We start from the raw sequence: 18,153 nt of genomic DNA, 5'->3' as shown, positions 1-18,153 counted from the left end.
TCTCTATCAGCCCACGCTAGGCTAGTGCCTCACGCTGTGCTGCAACCAGCTCAGCAATTCCTTTCTCAGCCAAATCCATCATTGCGTTCATTTCATCACGGCTAAATGTGGCACCCTCTGCCGTGCCCTGAACCTCAATAACGCCATTGTTATCATCCATTACCACGTTCATATCGGTTTCTGCGGTAGAGTCTTCGGCATAATCCAAATCTAAAACCGGCACGCCCTGGTACACACCCACTGAAATAGCTGCCACCTGTTGCTGGAGTGGATTATCATCAATCAAGCCATCGGCGCGTAATTTGCCAACCGCCTCAGCCAGCGCAATATAGGCACCGGTAATCGATGCCGTGCGAGTACCGCCGTCAGCCTGAATAACATCACAATCTAAATAAATGGTGTTCTCACCCAGCATATTAAGGTCGATCGCCGCGCGTAAAGAACGACCAATCAAGCGCTGAATTTCTTGGGTACGGCCACTTTGCTTACCTCGCGCCGCCTCGCGATCCATACGGCTGCCCGTAGAGCGCGGCAACATACCGTATTCCGCCGTCACCCAACCCTGGCCCTTACCGCGTAAAAAGCCCGGTACACTATTCTGTACGGAGGCAGTACAAATCACCTTGGTATTGCCCATTTCAATTAAAACAGAACCCTCGGCATGGCAGGTAAAATTGCGGGTTATGCGCACAGCGCGCTTCTCGTCGTAAGCTCGCTCGCTCGGCCGGACTACAGTCATAAACTTCTCCTTATCTGAAGCCAACAGTATAACCTTTAGCCGCCAACAACTGGTTAAAACTCCCACAAAGAACCCAAAAATTGGAACAGCGCCTCTCGGTAATAACGCAAAATATAAAAAGCCGAACACCAAACCATCACTGCACCCAGTTCACACACAGCAAATTTTGACCTGAACGCTTCGCCTTCACAGGTCATTTCGGCTTACACTACTCACCTAAACGTTAATAAAAGCAGGGGAATCCTTTGACTACCAGCAGTATGACCGCCTTTGCGCACCAGCGCTTTGAATATTCCTGGGGCAGCGTCACATGGGAAATACGATCCGTTAACCACCGCTATTTAGAGCTCTCATTCAAACTACCTGAAAACTGGCGACAGCTAGAACCCAGCCTTCGCGATGCGCTGCGCAAAGCACTGCAACGCGGTAAAGTAGAATGCGCTTTACGCGTTCAACTGCAAAACCAAGAACAGTCTCTTCAACTTAATGACAAACTCGCAAGCCAAATATTAGAGGCCGCCAATGGGCTCAAAGCCCACATAGCACACACTGCACCCGTCAATATATTAGAACTACTGCGCTGGCCCGGCGTACTCGAGCCGCAAAGCCTCGACAACGACACCCTCAGCAAACAATTGCTAGAAGGCTTTCGCAATGCACTGGATGAACACCTCGCCACCCGCCAACGCGAAGGTGAAGCACTGGCTGGCCTTATCGAACAGCGCCTAGAATCCATAAATAAAATCGTGGCTGACATTCGCGAGAAGATGCCCGTTATCGTCATAGCCCAACGCGACAAACTTCAGCAACGTATCGCCGACCTTAATACCGAACTCGACCCTAGCCGCCTCGAAGCCGAAGTAGCACTCATTGCTCAAAAAGCTGACGTAGACGAAGAACTTGACCGGCTAGACACCCACGTCACAGAAGTAAGACGTGTCCTTAAAAAAGGTGGCGCCAACGGCCGTCGACTCGACTTCTTTATGCAAGAACTCAACCGCGAAGCCAACACCCTATCATCAAAAGCGGTGGTTGCCGAAAGCACCCAGGCCGCCGTTGAACTCAAAGTACTGATAGAACAGATGCGAGAGCAGATCCAGAATATTGAATAGATTTCGACAAGTAAGAAAATCGGTATACCGAAAATGACCAAGAAGCCCTGTGTTGCCGGTGAAGAGCCTGTAAATGTAGGGCTTTTTTATTTTCCTCGCCCAATTCGATTTACAGAGACCCGTTACTAGTAGTTATTACATCATAAACAAACCTATCCTACCGCCAACTTGGCCGCTTGTTGCCACATAAAATGTGGCATCGGAATTTTGAGTTTCCATGTAATGTTCATCGGCTGAGAACCGGTATGAGACACATAGTCGACTTCGCCATAGTTGACGAAGCCCATTGTGCGCCCATATTCATCTTTGGATTGCTCGCGCACAAATAGAAATAGACGCTTTCCAACGTCTTTATGTTGAATATAATCTTTACCACGCCCTTTATCAGGTCTCGCGCTATTCTGAGATTGCCAATGGAAAAGCTCTTCATTGATCGCGTAATCGTGGTACATAGTGGTAGGTGAAAATTGCTTTTCATTTTTATTCAAGGTGACAAACATCAACTCAATATTTTGATCTTTGATCACCAGCACACCTTCACGTGCTGGCGACTGTCGTTCAAACGTCGTCGCACCAAATGCTACTAATATCTGTTCACGAACATAACGAGCATGAAGCCTCAAAGGTACATCAGGCAAATTATCCATCATTGCCTGCTCATGCTTAGTTTGTGCAAGCTGCCAATTAAGCATATCTAGTAATTCTGCCTTTATACCCAGAGAGTTTAGGGCAGCAAGACTCTGAACAATCGAATCGAAACCACTCTCTACACCAGGTTTCTGCCAAAAGTCGTAATGGCACATCAAGGCATACCGATGAGCAACATCCGCTACTAAAAAATCGGCTTGGCAAAGTTGCTTTAAGAAGTTTAAGTAGATGTGGTCATCACAAGTCAAAATACGATTGTGGACTGCCTTTTTGAGCATTTTTAATAGATTTTCATCTGGCGTACTTTCATTGACTTGATCTTGCGCTTGCTTAACAAGCTCCATCCAACTTCCCCGTTTATAAAGCTCATTCAGGTCAATATGAGGATGCTGCAATAAGAAGTTCGCCAAAGTTAGTGGCAATGTTGAATGCTGGGGGTATTGTCGAATCATAGCTACCAGCCGATTCAACGTTAGCGACGCTTGACGAATATTACTCAGAACTATTTCTTGAGTCCGTTTAGTTAGCTCAATACGACAACCAAGTGGTGCATGAGGAAAACCTTGCTTGATCTCATCACTGATCGCCCGAGGCCCCTTACCCACCAATGCTCTAAATTTGTTGGCAAAGTCGTACTCAGGGCGAGAATTACCAACAAAGTCTAGAACCGTACAACACTCTTTGTCATCAGCTAATCGTAAACCTCGACCAAGCTGTTGCAAGAAGACAGTTAAACTTTCTGTCGGGCGTAGAAACAACAAGGTATCAACCTCTGGAATATCGACGCCCTCATTAAATATATCCACCACACAAAGAACATTGATTGAGCCTGAACGAATCGCTTGCTGCTTTCGCTGACGCTCATTGCTGTTATCACTGGTCAGCACATCGGCTTTTACCCCTTTCAGCAAAAACTGTTTTGTCATGTATTGTGCGTGCTCTCTACTCACACAAAATGCAAGCGCCTTCATGTCCGTTATATCGGTGATGATGTCGCGTAAGCTCAAGAGAATCTTATCAAAGCGCGCCTGATTATAAGTATAAAGCTTAGTTAATTGAGCAATATCATAACGTCCCCGACTCCATGAAACAGCTCGTAAGTCAGTATCATCATCAATAGCAAAATATTGGAACGGACAAAGATGACGACGATTAATCGCTTCCGGCAAACGGATTTCCGCCGCAACAACCCCACCAAAATCAGCCAGAATATCGCCGCCATCATGACGCTCTGGGGTGGCTGTGAGGCCTAACAATATTGAAGGTGAAAAATGTGCTAGCACCGCTCGATAACTATCTGCTGCAATATGATGTACCTCATCCATAACTATGTAGTCGTAATAATCTGCGGTTAAGGTCAGTTTCTCTAGTTGATTATTAAGGGTCTGAATTGAAACAAAAAGCTGACGATAATGGTCTGGTGTATGACCTCCAACCCACAGCTCACCAAAAGTACTATTACGTAACACGCCTCGGTAAGCGGACCTTGCTTGCTTCAAAATTTCTTCACGGTGGGCCACAAACAGGAAAGTTGCATCCGGCTTTTTTCTCAGAACATTAGCAAAATCAAAGGCAGAGATAAGCGTTTTTCCCGTGCCCGTCGCTGCCACAACCAAATTGCGAAATCGCCGATGAATACTTCTCTCCACTGCAAGCTGCTCTAATATTTCACTTTGATGTGGGAACGGTGTTATATCAAAAAAGTGTGTAGCTTCTTGCTCATAGCTTCCACGCTGTTGCCTCAACGCTCGATTTAGTTTTTCAGTACTTTTGGCATCCCCATTAAATATCTCAAAATCATTTGACGCCCAGTAGGTTTCAAATGTGCTCAATGATTTACTAATAATATGTGGAATTTCTTGGGAGGTGATTTTTAAATTCCACTCTAAGCCATTAGTCAGGGCAGAATGGGAAAGATTTGACGAACCTATATAACCTGTATGGAAGCCAGTATCGCGCAAAAACAAATAGCTTTTTGCATGTAAGCGCTCGCGCTCGGTGTTATAGCTTAGCTTGACTTCGGTATTAGGTAATCTCGCCAAATACTCAACGGCTTTAGCGTCAGTAGCACCCATATAAGAAGTCGTTATGATTTTTAACTCACGGCCGCTTGATGTAAATTCATCAAGCTCTTTACGAAATATCCGAATCCCCGCCCACTTAATAAAAGAGACTAACCAATATATTTTATCCGCCGATAAAATTTCCCTTTTTAGCTCAGATTCAAGCGACAATCCGGCGTTACTGCCACAAAAAAGTTCGCTTTGTGTCAATCCGGTTAAAGGAAAAATGTCTTTAATATAGTTCTTTAGATCAGCAGAAACGGGGTTTTCTAGCTCATACAATGCCGTTAGGATCTTACCTTGGCTAGCAAGTAAATTATCGTCAATAAAGTCTTTATCTTGAATCTGTGTCTTTAACCAAAGTAATAATTCATTCGATAGTTTAATTTGTTGTTGGAGACGGTCATCGCCAGCATGAACAGAGTCTATAGCGTATTCAAGAATATGTGATAAAAAACGTGATAACCAGATTGATGCTTCACTACCATTTAACTCTCGCTCGCCAACATAAAAATGCTCACGATCTATCCTGCTTGAAATTAGCTCTGTTATTAGCTGTTCGTAAATCCCGACCTGTTGCATACTTTCCCTTTTATACTAATGGCTGGATTAATAGCAACATCGATTGATATTGCTATTTCATCGCTAATCGACGTAGTGAATTTTACTTCGCTTATAGGTTGTACTTTCCCATACGGCCATGATCTACAAATAAGTGCCAATAGTAATCCCCGGATCACCTGCGAAGACTTTGTTTACGGTTTTATGATCAAAGTCAGTTCGCTCACACAATAGCTTTTTAGTAAAACCACGTTGCTTCATAGCTAATAAAAAGTCCTCACCTAAATGGACGAGAATTTTTCGCTGCTTTGAAAACAGCATATTGTGTAAATCACACTTTGCCATAACACCAACCAAAGGGACTATATTCCCATTTTTATGATCGAAATAGGATTAATATCCAGTATTGAGGCATATCATGTACCGCTGGAGAGTTCGGTGGATGCTACGAGCAACTGAGTGCCAGAAACCGCCAAAATACACTTTTATGCGCTTAAAAATGTAAAACTTCGCACTTTTCCGCGCCTAAAAGCTCAGACTTGGCTACTCGCCCATGCGTTTTTACTGAATTGGGTAACACCCTGTAATCCTATTGCACCTGTTAGGGTCTAGACCGCTTAGATCCAAAGCATCAAATAGACTTACCCCCATGCTCACTACAACAACAAATACTGCCATGCCTAAGCGTGTTAGTTGATAGGCCGTGACGCCCTTACGATCAAACCGTATAATCGCTAAGCTGCTTAACGCCATTCCATTGCGAACACGATAACAAAGGACGCCCCTTCGCTATGCTCAGTCAAGGTACGCTCTACACCATTTCAGCCCCGTCTGGCGCGGGTAAAACCAGCTTGGTTGCCAAGTTGCTAGATTGTACGCCCAAGCTTGGGGTTTCAGTTTCTCACACTACTCGCGCTATGCGACCTGGCGAGCAAGATGGTGTTAATTATCACTTTGTCTCCCATAGCGATTTTCAGGCAATGCTAGATAAAGCGGCTTTTCTTGAGCACGCGCAGGTATTTGATAATTTCTATGGCACGTCACAACAGTGGGTTGAGTCGCAACTCGCCGCTGGGGAGGATGTGATTCTGGAGATAGACTGGCAGGGTGCCCAGCAAGTGAAGCATTTAATGCCCAAGACCGTCGCTATTTTTATTATGCCCCCCTCTAAAGAGGCGCTTAATGAACGATTAACCGGCAGAGGCCAAGACGACGACACCGTCATTCAACGGCGCATGGATGCTGCTGTTGCGGAAATGTCACATTATGTTGAGAGTGACTATGTGGTAATTAACGACGATTTCGACACTGCCCTAGCTGACTTAGGCGCGATTATTCGCAGCCACCGCCTCACCCTTGCCAATCAGCAATTACGTCACCAAGCTTTACTTTCTGCACTACTGTCATAAGCGCCAGCTATTTGTTAGACTGTTAGTTAATTGACAGCGCACAATTTGTGCGCTGATTTTATTTAGTACGCAGGATATACATCATGGCCCGAATTACTGTTGAAGACTGCCTTGAAGCCGTCGATAACCGCTTTGAATTAGTAATGGTAGCAAGCAAACGTGCTCGCGCAATTGCCACTGGCGGAAAAGACGCGCTAGTACCTGAAGAAGGCGATAAGCCAACAGTACTTGCTTTACGTGAGCTTGCCGATGGCAAAATTACTCGCGAAGAAGTGATGGCCGCCAACGCCGCCGTAGAAGAACCAGAGCTGGACCTCAGCGCTGAGTTAGGCGCCGCAGCACTGTAATTCTGCGTCTAACAGGGGCGCCAATGCATCAATACAGTTTTTTTAATCCTAGCCCAAGCAAAAATGTGCCTGCAGGATCAATTGACGCCCTAGCAAAATCTCTCTCTGACTATCTCGCCACCGAACAGGTTAATCAGGTTCGGCGCGCCTACTATTACGCCGAGCAAGCCCACGAAGGCCAAAACCGCCGAAGTGGCGAGCCATACGTAACGCACCCTCTGGCCGTTGCCACCATTCTTGCTGAAATGCACATGGACGCTCAAAGCCTTATGGCGGCAATGCTCCATGACGTCATTGAAGATACCAGCGTCACCAAACAGGGCTTGAGCAATCAATTTGGCGATGTGGTCGCCGAACTGGTTGATGGCGTTTCTAAGCTGACCCGTATTGAGTTTCAATCTAAAGCTGAGCAACAGGCCGAAAACTTTCAAAAAATGGCTTTGGCGATGGCCAAAGACATTCGCGTTATCTTGGTAAAGCTAGCCGACCGACTGCACAATATGCGCACCTTGGGCGCCATGCCCCCTGATAAGCGCCGCCGTATTGCCCGTGAAACACTGGAAATTTATGCGCCCATAGCCCAGCGCTTGGGTATGCATAATATTCGTGTTGAATTTGAAGATTTAGGCTTTATGTCGATGCATCCCATGCGCGCTCGACGTATTCGCAAATCCATTAGCACACGCTTTGGCAATCGTAAAAAAGCCATTTCCAGTATTCGTGAAAACATTGAAAATTGCCTTACTGAAGAAGGCCACAATGCCAATGTGATTGGCCGCGAAAAACATTTATTTAGCATTTACACCAAAATGCGCAATAAACGGAAATCGCTAAAAGAGATTATGGATCTCTACGCATTCCGTATTGTTGTTGATTCCGTTGACTCCTGCTATCGGGTATTGGGCTGTGTTCACGGCTTATACAAACCCGTGCCGGGGCAGTTTAAAGACTATATCGCCATTCCCAAGGCAAACGGCTACCAGTCTTTGCACACTGTCTTGTTTGGCTTGGAAGGCGTGCCGATTGAAATTCAAATTCGCACCCAAGAAATGGAAGAAATGGCCAATAACGGCATTGCCGCTCACTGGCTATACAAATCTAATGAGCAAGAGCCCAAGCGCAACTCTAGCCATGCCCGCGCCCGTCAATGGGTACAAGGCCTTTTAGAAATGCAGGAACGCGCCGGTGATTCGCTGGAATTTATCGAAAACGTCAAAATCGATTTATTCCCTGACGAAGTGTATGTCTTCACTCCTCGTGGCGACATTATGGAATTACCCGCTGGCGCCACTGCGGTTGATTTTGCGTATTCTGTACACAGCGATATTGGTAATAGCTGTGTGGCTTGCAGGATAAACCGCCGTTTAGCACCGCTGTCAGAAACGCTGCAAAGCGGCCAAACGGTAGAGGTTATTACCACACCTGGCGCCCAACCCAATCCGGCTTGGCTGCACTTTGTGGTAACGGCAAAAGCCCGCACCGGTATTCGCCATTACCTTAAGCATCAGCGCAAAACAGAAGCGCTTACCCTTGGTCGACGCATGTTGGAACGCGCCCTTGCCAGCATGGATGAAGATCTCGCTGCGATCCCCGACAAATATTTAAATCAGCTTGTCGACTCCACCCACGCCAAGTCTACCGATAATATTTATGAGCAAATTGGCATGGGTAACCGCGTTGCTTATTTAACAGCTCGGCAGCTAGTTAACCTGCGTGATGAGATTCGCGACGACGACGAAAAACTCCGCGCGCCGCTGACTAGACAATCAATGGTGATACACGGCACGGAAGGTTTTCTGGTTAACTTTGCACGCTGTTGCTACCCCATACCCGGCGACCATATTGTCGGCATTATCAGCTCTGAAAAAGGCGTTGTGGTGCATTGCGAAAACTGCCACAACAGCATTGAGCTCAGCAGCCAACCAGAGCGTGTTGTACCACTGAGCTGGGCAGAGAGTATCGATCGAGATTTCTCAGTAGAAATGAAAATTGAGATCACCAAACAGCGCGGCATTATTGCTGTACTGGCAACGCGAGTGAATGGCGCTGACGGCAGTATAGAAAAGATCAGCGTTGAAGATGAAAACCCAAAAATCAGCAGTATTCACCTGATAGTTGGCGTTAGATCACGCGTGCATTTGGCCAATGTCATGCGCCGAATCCGCAATATTCCAGCAGTGATTAAAGTGACCAGAGAACGGAATTAACACTGCGCTATTCGACCCTTTTAGCCGCTTATTAAAGGACACTCTTGTGAGTAATAAAGAAATCATTTCAAGCAGCAATGCACCTCAGGCGATTGGCACCTATTCGCAAGCCGTTAAGGTAGGCAACACGGTGTATTTATCTGGCCAAATTCCACTTATTCCCGCCACCATGGAAATGATAGAGGGTGGTATTACCGAACAAGCCACCCAAGTATTTAAGAATTTATCTGCCGTTGCATCTGCCGCTGGTGGCACCTTAAATGACGCCGCCAAAGTCAATATTTCACTCACTGATTTAGGTGTGTTTGCGCAGGTTAACGACGTCATGGCTCAGTTCTTTGAGCAACCTTATCCCGCTCGCGCCTGCGTGCAAGTTGCCGCGTTGCCACGCAATGCGATGATTGAAGTCGAAGTCATTCTAGCCCTGTAAAGGGCTTAGCACTTCCTTACTATTAAAGCGCGGAGCCATCTAATTTAGCCCGCGCTGATCAAGCCTCTTCGGTCACACGCCACTCGGCAAGTACCGGTAAAAATCCTTCTCGAAACGTAGGGTATTTCAAAACATAACCACTATCGCATAAGCGCTTATTCGAACAACGTTTACTACCCGTACGCGTAATCGGCTGGCCTTTACTTGCGTACTCTACCGCCAATTCAGCGGCCAACCACGCTTGTACATCTTGAATACTCGCTGGCTCGTTATCTACACCAAGATAACAAGGCGCAACGTCATTCCCGGCCTCAACACGGTCGATTAAGTGGCCTATAAAACCAACACAGTCATCGCGGTGAATTCTATTGGTGTAATGCCGTGGCTCTGCCGGCGCGCAATCACCACTTATAACCTTCTTCAGCATTTGCAAACGGCCACTACCGTAAATTCCGCCAAAGCGAATATTGGTATAGGGCCAGCCTGTCGCTGCAATGGCCTGCTCTGCTCGCAACAAGCTTTGCCCAGAGTATCGGTCAGGCTCCGTTACACTTTGCTCGTCTATCCATTCATTTTCGGCCTGGGCATAAACTCCAGTACTGGACACGAACACCACTAATTTGGGCGGTTCACTGATTGCAGCAAGCAAGCTATTTAAGCCGTCTTCGAATACCGCTCGATACCCCTCTGCACCGGCACCTGCCGGAGTTAACGTTATTACCACATAATCTGCTTGCAACGGGCCGAGCGCTGATAGCGTGCTAGGGTCACAAACATCTGCAGCTAAGCCTTCAACCCCATCAGCTAACTTAGACGTTTGACGGCGCAAACCTTGTACGCGCCAATCACGCGCCATGTAAATTTCTGCCAAGCCATTGCCAATATCACCACAGCCAATAATTAAAAGTGATTTTTTCTTAGCCATCGTTTGGTCTCTCTCGCTGTGAATGCTGCTTTGAGTCGGTCATAATCTATACCGTAAACTGAGTAAGCTCCTTCCTTTTACTCGGTGCGAATCTTACCATTGTAAGGGTAAGATAATGTAAATTGCAGAATCGGCTCAGCTATCAATAACAGACCAAGCTACTATTTTATAAATTTTTTCGCACACCCAATAAGGTTAAGAACCAACATGACTGTACCCGCTACCCGCCGTATCGTTGATGTTAATCAAGACGACCACAGTATGAGCATTGCATCAGAAGCCATGCCCAAACCCGCTGCCAACGAGGTGCTAATAAAAGTCACCGCGGCGGGCATTAACCGCCCAGACCTTATGCAGCGCTACGGTTTATATCCACCACCTGTAGATGCCAGCCCCGTTTTAGGCCTAGAAGTGTCCGGAGAGATCGTGGCCATTGGCCTAGCTGTCAGTCGCTGGAAAGTCGGCGATAAGGTCTGCGCACTGTGCAACGGTGGTGGCTACGCTGACTATACCGTTGCTCCCGCCACCCAGTGCTTACCAATTCCCAAGGGAGTATCAATAACCCATGCCGCTGCCCTACCGGAAACCTTATTTACCGTTTGGCACAATGTCTTTCAACGCGGCAAGCTAAAATCAGGTGAGAATTTCTTGGTTCACGGAGGCAGCAGCGGCATAGGGACAACGGCCATCCAGCTAGCCAAAGCCATAGGCGCCAATGTTTATACCACCGCAGGCAGCGCTGAAAAATGCAGTGCATGTGAAGCACTGGGCGCCATTAAAGCGGTTAACTATAAAGACAATGACTTTGTTGCAGCTCTGCATGATATTCCCACCGGCAAGGGTATGGATGTCATTTTAGATATGGTGGGTGGAGACTATATACAAAAAGATATTAAACTCGCTGCCAACGATGGCCGCATTGTCTTTATTGCTTTTCAAACCGGCTTTAATGCCGAGTTAAATTTTGTTCCCGTATTGATGAAAAGACTCACCATTACCGCATCAACACTTCGCGCTCAAAGCACTGAGCAAAAAGCTAATATAGCGGCAGAAATTGAAGCGCAGGCTTACCCACTCATCGCCGAGGGCAAATTTTCGCCGCTTATTGATTCGGTATTTACCTTTGAAGAAATCACCAAAGCCCATGAGCGCATGGAAAGCGGCGACCACGTCGGGAAAATTGTTGTTACGTTTTAATCCTAATGCTCGCTAAAATAGATACGATTAACAACGGGCATCAAAACAGCAGTAAAACACGCCAGATAGTTGGCGCAATTACAGATCGGATAATTAATGACGCTAACTGAGTTAAAATACATTATCGCCCTTCAAGAGACTGGTCATTTTGGAAGGGCTGCTGAAAAGTGTTTTGTCAGTCAGCCCACGCTTAGCGTCGCCATAAAAAAGTTAGAAGACGATTTGGGCATCTCACTCTTTGAGCGCAGCCGCGGCAAAATCCAAAGTACACCTGTGGGTAAGCAGGTGGTACAGCAAGCGAAGGTTGTACTCAAGCAAGCCAGTCATATTCGCGAATTAGCCAATCAAGGTCGAGACCCGCTTGGCACGCCCCTCGCTATTGGCGCCATTCATACGGTTGGACCTTATCTGTACCCCCGCTGCATTCCTTTAATTAGAGAGTATGCACCCGATATGCCACTGTATATTGAAGAAAATTTAACAGGGGTACTGCGAGAAAAATTACGCTCATCCAAATTAGACGCCATCATTGTTGCACTTCCTTTTAATGAAACCGATGTCGTCACACAAGCACTCTACGAAGAACCCTTTGTGGTATTACTGCCCTACGATCACCCATTGAGTAGCAAGTCAGAGCTACATCACGATGATCTAATCCATGAAAATATCCTGTTATTAGGTGAAGGGCACTGCTTTCGTGATCAAGTTATGGCGGCCTGCCCAGGCTTACAGCAAACCTTTGCCAATGGCGACCGACTGTTACAATCTGTTGTTGAGGGCAGCTCACTCGAAACCTTAAAGCATATGGTGGTATCTAAGCTCGGCATTACTATTTTGCCGCGGTCTGCGGCACAGGTTGCACCCTATGGCGATGGCATATTATGCACCCGCCCCTTCGCCACCCCACCAACCCGTACCGTGGCCTTGGCTTGGCGTACCAGCTTTCCTCGACACCAAGCCATAGATATTGTCAGCAAAGCCATTAAAGCTGCCGTGCCTCAGTTGTCGGTCGGCAGCTAATGACCAACAAAGCACTCCACCAGCTTAGCGTGAACACTCTTAAAGGAGTGGGGCCGCGCTTACAAGAGAAGCTAGCAGCACTAAGTATTTTTAGTGTGCAAGACCTATTATTTCATCTGCCTTTACGCTACCAAGACCGCACCCGTATAACCCCATTAGCCGCGCTACAACTTAATGCCGATGTCGTCTTTGAAGGCACCATACTGCTGTCAGATATTGTATTTGGACGCCGCCGCAGCTTGGTTTGCAAACTACAAGATCATACCGGCACTACCACGCTACGCTTTTTCCATTTTAATGCGGCACAAAAAGCACAGCTCATTCCTGGCACCAAAATACGCTGCTATGGTGAGGCTAGGCGTGGCAGCGGAGGCCTTGAATTTTATCACCCCGAATACACAGTTATTCAAAGCGGGAGCGCCATTGCCGTTGAGGAACGGCTAACACCCATTTACCCCAGCACCGAAGGTTTTGCACAAACCAGTTGGCGCAAACTATGTAATCAAGCCCTTCAGTATTTAGACCAGCACCCCATCACTGAGTGGCTACCTAGCAATGCCTTACCGTCACACATCAGTAAAAATAACTGGACCTTAGCGGACGCCTTACGCTATTTACACCATCCGCCAACTGACGCGTCATTAAGCCAATTACACGACGGTTGCCACCCAAGCCAGCAACGCCTTGCGTTTGAAGAACTTCTTGCCCATAACCTTGCCCTGCAAGAATTGCGCAGAGAAACCCAGCGTTTTGGTGCCCCACCATTGAATGGCCCCAGTGCACTTCAAAAGACATTTCTATCGCAACTTGGCTTTACCCTAACCGGCGCTCAACAACGTGTCGCCAAAGAAATAGCCAAAGACTTACACAGCCAAATTCCCATGCTGCGATTGGTACAGGGCGATGTTGGTAGCGGTAAAACTGCCGTGGCGGCATTAGCGGCACTACGCGCCATAAGCAGTGGCTATCAAGTCGCCATCATGGCCCCTACTGAGATTCTTGCAGAGCAACACTATCAAAACTTTAGCCAATGGTTTGAGCCATTAGAACTCAACGTTGCCTGGCTTACCGGCAAACTAAAAGGAAAAGCGCGGCAGCTACAAAGTGATGCCATCGCCAGCCATGAAGCTCATGTTGCCGTTGGCACCCACGCCCTGTTTCAAAACGATGTCGAATTTGCCAAATTGGGTTTAGTCATTATTGATGAACAACACCGCTTTGGTGTTCATCAGCGTCTCGCTCTAAAGCAAAAAGCCGCTGCCAATGTTGGTCAGCCACACCAATTAATTATGACCGCCACGCCGATCCCACGCACCTTGGCCATGACCGCGTACGCTGATCTAGACACTTCGATTATCGACGAGCTCCCTCCCGGACGTACTCCGGTGAATACCGTGGTGCTAGCCAATGACCGCCGTGACGATGTAATGGAACGCCTGCGCGCCGTTTGCGCCAGCGGCCAACAAGCCTACTGGGTTTGCACACTGATAGAAGAGTCCGACAAACTTCAGGCCCAAGCAGCGGAATCTAGCTGGGAATTATTAAAAGAAACACTGCCAGAGTTAAAGGTCGGTTTGGTGCATGGCCGAATGAAGCCAAAAGAAAAAGCCGCCGTCATGGCAGAATTCAAAGCGGCTAAACTACATTTATTGGTGGCCACGACGGTTATTGAAGTGGGCGTAGATGTACCCAATGCATCACTGATGATCATCGAAAATGCGGAACGCTTAGGGCTCGCCCAATTACACCAATTACGCGGTCGAGTTGGCCGTGGTAGTCGGCAAAGCTATTGCGTTTTGTTATACCAATCACCGCTGTCCCGCAACGGCAAACAGCGATTAGCGGCGTTACGCGACAGCACTGATGGGTTTGTTATTGCAGAACAAGATTTACAACTACGTGGCCCCGGCGAAGTATTAGGCACCCGGCAGACTGGTTTAATGACGTTTAAAATCGCGGATTTACAAAGAGACGCAGAACTACTAGATAGCGTTCGTCAGCAAGCAGAAATTATCATGCAACAACACCCCGAACGAGTGAAACCTCTCATACAACGATGGTTGTCCAACCGTACAATTTATGCTTCTGTCTAAGTATTTTATACCTATTTGCTGCGTGCTCTAAAATAGCAAAAATAATATTTTTTGCACCAACATATCGCATTTAAAATCTATCTTACTTAGCTCAGCCAACTTACTATACAAGCCTTATTCTCACGACTATACTTTATTCCTGCATTCAAAATAAAAGGCTTTAAAGCATGATTAATGGAATTATTGTCGACCTAATTACACCCACCCATGCCGATGGCTCCCCAGATTATGAAACGGTGGAAATCTTGGTGGACTGGCATGTAACTAACGGCAGTACCGCCCTGATTATTGGTAGCTCCACAGGTCACCCAGCTTATATGAATACAGAAGAGCGCACCGAGCTTCTGCGTCGCGCTATCTGGCAAGCGGACAGCCGCATACCCATTATTGCCGACTTAAGTAGTGACACCATCGATCATGCTTTTGAGCTAGCAGACGTTGCCAATGAATATGGTGCCAGCGCAGTATTGATCACCGCGCCCACAGACAAAACCTATTCTGAAAACGAATTAATCGAACATTTTCAGACCTTAGCCAAAGCATCACAATGCCCCGCCATTATTCGGGCTGAATCAAATCTTAATAATCTTCTGGCTCCCGAAAGTATCGCTGAACTGGCACAATCATCCAGCATAAATGGTTATATTGATGGCTCAATGGATAACAGCGATGCCACAACTTTATTAGGGATAAACCTGCCTCAAGATTTCACCCTTTACGCAGGCCATGACGCAAGTGCTTGCCAGCAACTCTTAGCAGGATACGGTGGTAGTGTTTCAATATCTGCCAACGTCAACCCAGTATTGCTTAACAAACTATTTACCTTGACCCAATCGGGCGATTCAGCAGCGGCAGAAGCCCTAGATGCTCACCTTCAAACACTGTACTCAGCGTTATTAGAAGATCCAAACTCTATTCCTATTAAATGGGCGCTAGTCGAGATGGGCTGCATACCTGAAAGCGAAAACCCACCTGTGCTAACACAAGCTAGCGACTACTCCAACTTACGTCGTGCATTGCGTGCAGCAGAAATACCTATATAAATTAAGCGCGTTTTGTCGACACACCGAAAAAATTCCGGTAAAACGGAAAGATGACAACTAAAATTAATAATTTACGCCGGTTCTTTCGCTTACCTTATCCGAAAGCTGCCCAACCACCTCTGCAGATAGATAAAGATACGGCTTACCGTATTTTAGAAATCTCAGAGCTGGGCATTATATTAGCGTATAAACCTGAGGCACCACTGACACTAGGTGAAAAAATTAGCGGCAACATTTTATTTCATGATCAAGATAGCGAAGAAGTTGAAGGTGAAGTTTATCGCTTAGATACCCGAGGAGTTGTCATACAATTAAGCAAGGGGGTTAGTGCGCGCCACATGATGAAGCAACAAGTTTTTGTTAAAAACGCCTTCCCCGTCTTTTTCCGCTACACCGTTAAAGAAAACATCAGTTCGGACAAATAATATTTCTATCTCACCCTAGAAATACCCACAATTATTTTAACAAATAGAAAAATTCAAAAAATAATTTATTCTGCTATAAAAATATATACATGGCTTAGAATGAATTTATTAAACATTTCAAAAAATAATTCTTGTCATTATTTTTATCAAATCAATCACCACTCTTTTCTGAAGGAATAAAAGCGCGCTGAGCACCACCAATAGGATAGACAATACCAGGATAACAATGCGCTACCAATTCGGGGTAGGCCCTAACTATCGCTTCGCGCTGTAAGCGGCCACTGGCGGTAAGCAAACCATCCGCCGCCGTTAGGCGCTTAGGCAATGCAGCCCAACGTCGGATTTGTGCGTAATCAGGTAGGCGTTGATTACATTCACGAATATAACGCCCAATATCATCATAACTATATCCGGGGTTTACAAAAACCAAGGCACTGCAATAGGCCTCAGCATCACCAATTATTACGCACTGCGCTACACCAGCATAAGCAAGCAACTCACTCTCCGGCCACTCTGGAGATATTTTTTGACCATAACTGCTCGTAATCAAGTTTGTTTTTCTCCCTTTCACCCAAAGAAAACCAGCGTCATCAACTTCACCGAGGTCCCCTGTCATAAATTCCTTACCAGGCTCTAATGCCTCGCCACCTAAATAAGCTAAGAAAAGGCTACCCTTAATGACCACTTCGCCATCGACAATATCTACTACCTGATGGGACAAGATCTTACCAGCCGAACCTAGGCACTCGGCCTCTGGAGTATTCAAACTAACAACAGAACCACATTCCGATACGCTATAACCTTCATAAACGGGTATACCTAGATCCCGTGCTTGGCGAACATGATCCGATGATATTCGCAAACCACCAACTGCCACATAGCGTAAACACACCGGAGGCTCCCAGCCACCTTGCTCGACCACCGCAATGAGTTCTTTTAAGATTTGTGGCAATATCACAAGGCTATCAGGCTGCCAGAGGCTAATACTATCGGTGAAAAGGCTCATATCAAGACCAGAGCCTGCGGCCCAACCTAAACTTTGCAAACTCGGCACTACCACTTCAGCACCGCGTAGCAAGGCTGCATAAACTCCTGATATATTCTCTGGCAGTGTCGCCAGCGGCAGGACTGCCATATGCTTTTTCAGCGAAACCTTTGCTAGGGCATCATTGATGGCTTCAGCTGTGCCGTATAAATTTCCGACAGATAGGCAAACACCCTTTGGCGCTCCCGTCGAGCCAGACGAATAAGCAATCTTTACCGTATTAATAGGCAGCATTGTCGAGGTACCAGACACCGTAAGCGGGAATCCTCGCAACATACCGACACTTTTAAATTCAGTTACAGCACCCGCGCTGAACAATACCCCCCGCAATTGCGGATCACTCGCAGCGCGGTCACTGATCAAAACCTCAGCAGCACAGTTATTTAATGCATTTACCACCTGCTCGGCACTGAAAAAATGGGGAATAGCCGTCAGCGTGACGCCGGCTCTTAAGCAGGCAAGGTCAGCAATGACCCATGCCGGGCTATTATCTGCCAATAATGCGGCCCGACTAATTCCTCGCTGACTCAACTCCTCAGCAAGGCTATCCACAGCGGTCACCAAGCCCGAATAAGTATATTTTCCATCTCTATCAGAGAGTGCCACTCGCTCGCCAAAAGTGTGGGCTGTACGACGTAACTGCGTCAGTAATTCATTCATGTAAAGTGCCTATCTTATTTTTGCCGCAACACGATTCAATATGCTTCTAGAAACGAGCTGTTTCCGATACCGATAAGATGACGATAAATGCAGTTCAGATCTTAATTGCCCTAATATGACCAAAAAAGATACGCGACATCGCCACCTTCGTACAAGTAATCCAGCTAGTTTACTGCCACCATATTGCAGTAAAACATACTGTTTTACCCCTAGATTGATCAATAAAACC

15 protein-coding genes are annotated in these 18,153 nt (G+C 46.7%); 10 read left to right on the top strand and 5 right to left on the bottom strand.

The genetic code is table 11. From position 1 onward, the window contains the following. Positions 1-16 precede the first annotated feature (16 nt). On the bottom strand, positions 17-739 hold the full coding sequence (rph, locus tag AELLOGFF_RS17485; protein ID WP_159270291.1) for a ribonuclease PH: 723 nt from the start codon (positions 737-739) through the stop codon (positions 17-19). A gap of 260 nt (positions 740-999) precedes the next feature. Here rph and AELLOGFF_RS17480 point away from each other — a divergent pair, with 260 nt between their 5' ends. Continuing rightward, a complete protein-coding gene (locus AELLOGFF_RS17480; RefSeq protein WP_159270351.1) occupies positions 1,000-1,851 on the top strand; it encodes a YicC/YloC family endoribonuclease in 852 nt (283 codons plus the stop codon). A gap of 152 nt (positions 1,852-2,003) precedes the next feature. On the opposite strand, the gene AELLOGFF_RS17475 is transcribed toward AELLOGFF_RS17480, so the two are convergent. Both AELLOGFF_RS17475 and AELLOGFF_RS17470 read right to left on the bottom strand, forming a co-directional pair. Next, positions 2,004-5,144, bottom strand: coding sequence for a DUF3427 domain-containing protein (locus AELLOGFF_RS17475; protein ID WP_159270290.1), 3,141 nt, complete (start codon positions 5,142-5,144; stop codon positions 2,004-2,006). Positions 5,145-5,267: 123 nt separating this feature from the next. Further along, a complete protein-coding gene (locus AELLOGFF_RS17470; protein ID WP_235035680.1) occupies positions 5,268-5,468 on the bottom strand; it encodes a hypothetical protein in 201 nt (66 codons plus the stop codon). A 446-nt stretch (positions 5,469-5,914) separates the two neighbouring features. Here AELLOGFF_RS17470 and gmk point away from each other — a divergent pair, with 446 nt between their 5' ends. From gmk to AELLOGFF_RS17450, 4 genes are all read left to right on the top strand, one after another. Then, positions 5,915-6,532 carry a guanylate kinase gene (gene gmk / locus AELLOGFF_RS17465; protein WP_159270289.1) on the top strand — a complete coding sequence of 206 codons (618 nt, stop codon included), beginning with the start codon at positions 5,915-5,917 and terminating at the stop codon, positions 6,530-6,532. An 83-nt stretch (positions 6,533-6,615) separates the two neighbouring features. Then, entirely contained in the window at positions 6,616-6,879 is a 264-nt protein-coding gene (rpoZ, locus tag AELLOGFF_RS17460) for a DNA-directed RNA polymerase subunit omega (RefSeq protein ID WP_159270288.1), read from the top strand. A 23-nt stretch (positions 6,880-6,902) separates the two neighbouring features. Next, the gene (locus AELLOGFF_RS17455) at positions 6,903-9,086 is read left to right on the top strand and encodes a RelA/SpoT family protein (protein ID WP_159270287.1); all 2,184 of its coding nucleotides are present in this window, start codon (positions 6,903-6,905) and stop codon (positions 9,084-9,086) included. 46 nt (positions 9,087-9,132) lie between these two features. After that, on the top strand, positions 9,133-9,516 hold the full coding sequence (locus AELLOGFF_RS17450) for a RidA family protein (RefSeq protein WP_159270286.1): 384 nt from the start codon (positions 9,133-9,135) through the stop codon (positions 9,514-9,516). A gap of 58 nt (positions 9,517-9,574) precedes the next feature. Here the strand turns inward: AELLOGFF_RS17450 and AELLOGFF_RS17445 are convergent, their stop codons facing one another. After that, on the bottom strand, positions 9,575-10,441 hold the full coding sequence (locus AELLOGFF_RS17445; RefSeq protein ID WP_159270285.1) for an NAD(P)H-binding protein: 867 nt from the start codon (positions 10,439-10,441) through the stop codon (positions 9,575-9,577). Positions 10,442-10,648: 207 nt separating this feature from the next. On the opposite strand from AELLOGFF_RS17445, the gene AELLOGFF_RS17440 reads away from it, so the two are divergent. The 5 genes from AELLOGFF_RS17440 (at position 10,649) to AELLOGFF_RS17420 (ending at position 16,219) form a co-directional block, all read left to right on the top strand. Continuing rightward, positions 10,649-11,638 carry an NAD(P)H-quinone oxidoreductase gene (locus AELLOGFF_RS17440; RefSeq protein WP_159270284.1) on the top strand — a complete coding sequence of 330 codons (990 nt, stop codon included), beginning with the start codon at positions 10,649-10,651 and terminating at the stop codon, positions 11,636-11,638. A 96-nt stretch (positions 11,639-11,734) separates the two neighbouring features. Beyond that, the gene (locus AELLOGFF_RS17435) at positions 11,735-12,658 is read left to right on the top strand and encodes a hydrogen peroxide-inducible genes activator (protein ID WP_159270283.1); all 924 of its coding nucleotides are present in this window, start codon (positions 11,735-11,737) and stop codon (positions 12,656-12,658) included. Further along, entirely contained in the window at positions 12,658-14,751 is a 2,094-nt protein-coding gene (gene recG, locus AELLOGFF_RS17430; RefSeq protein WP_159270282.1) for an ATP-dependent DNA helicase RecG, read from the top strand. Before AELLOGFF_RS17435 ends, recG begins: the two co-directional genes overlap by 1 nt. A 167-nt stretch (positions 14,752-14,918) precedes the next feature. Further along, complete coding sequence (locus tag AELLOGFF_RS17425; protein ID WP_159270281.1) at positions 14,919-15,794, top strand: dihydrodipicolinate synthase family protein; 876 nt, start codon at positions 14,919-14,921, stop codon at positions 15,792-15,794. Positions 15,795-15,844: 50 nt separating this feature from the next. Further along, positions 15,845-16,219, top strand: a complete 375-nt coding sequence (locus AELLOGFF_RS17420; RefSeq protein ID WP_159270280.1) for a hypothetical protein — start codon at positions 15,845-15,847, stop codon at positions 16,217-16,219. A 151-nt stretch (positions 16,220-16,370) separates the two neighbouring features. On the opposite strand, the gene AELLOGFF_RS17415 is transcribed toward AELLOGFF_RS17420, so the two are convergent. After that, complete coding sequence (locus AELLOGFF_RS17415) at positions 16,371-17,924, bottom strand: AMP-binding protein (RefSeq protein ID WP_159270279.1); 1,554 nt, start codon at positions 17,922-17,924, stop codon at positions 16,371-16,373. Positions 17,925-18,153 lie beyond the last annotated feature (229 nt).

The sequence above is a fragment of the Zhongshania aliphaticivorans genome (assembly GCF_902705875.1).
GTDB classification, from domain to species: domain Bacteria; phylum Pseudomonadota; class Gammaproteobacteria; order Pseudomonadales; family Spongiibacteraceae; genus Spongiibacter; species Spongiibacter aliphaticivorans_A.
Note: the sequence above shows the minus strand (reverse complement) of the source record. Positions and strands in the feature narration are given on the sequence as shown.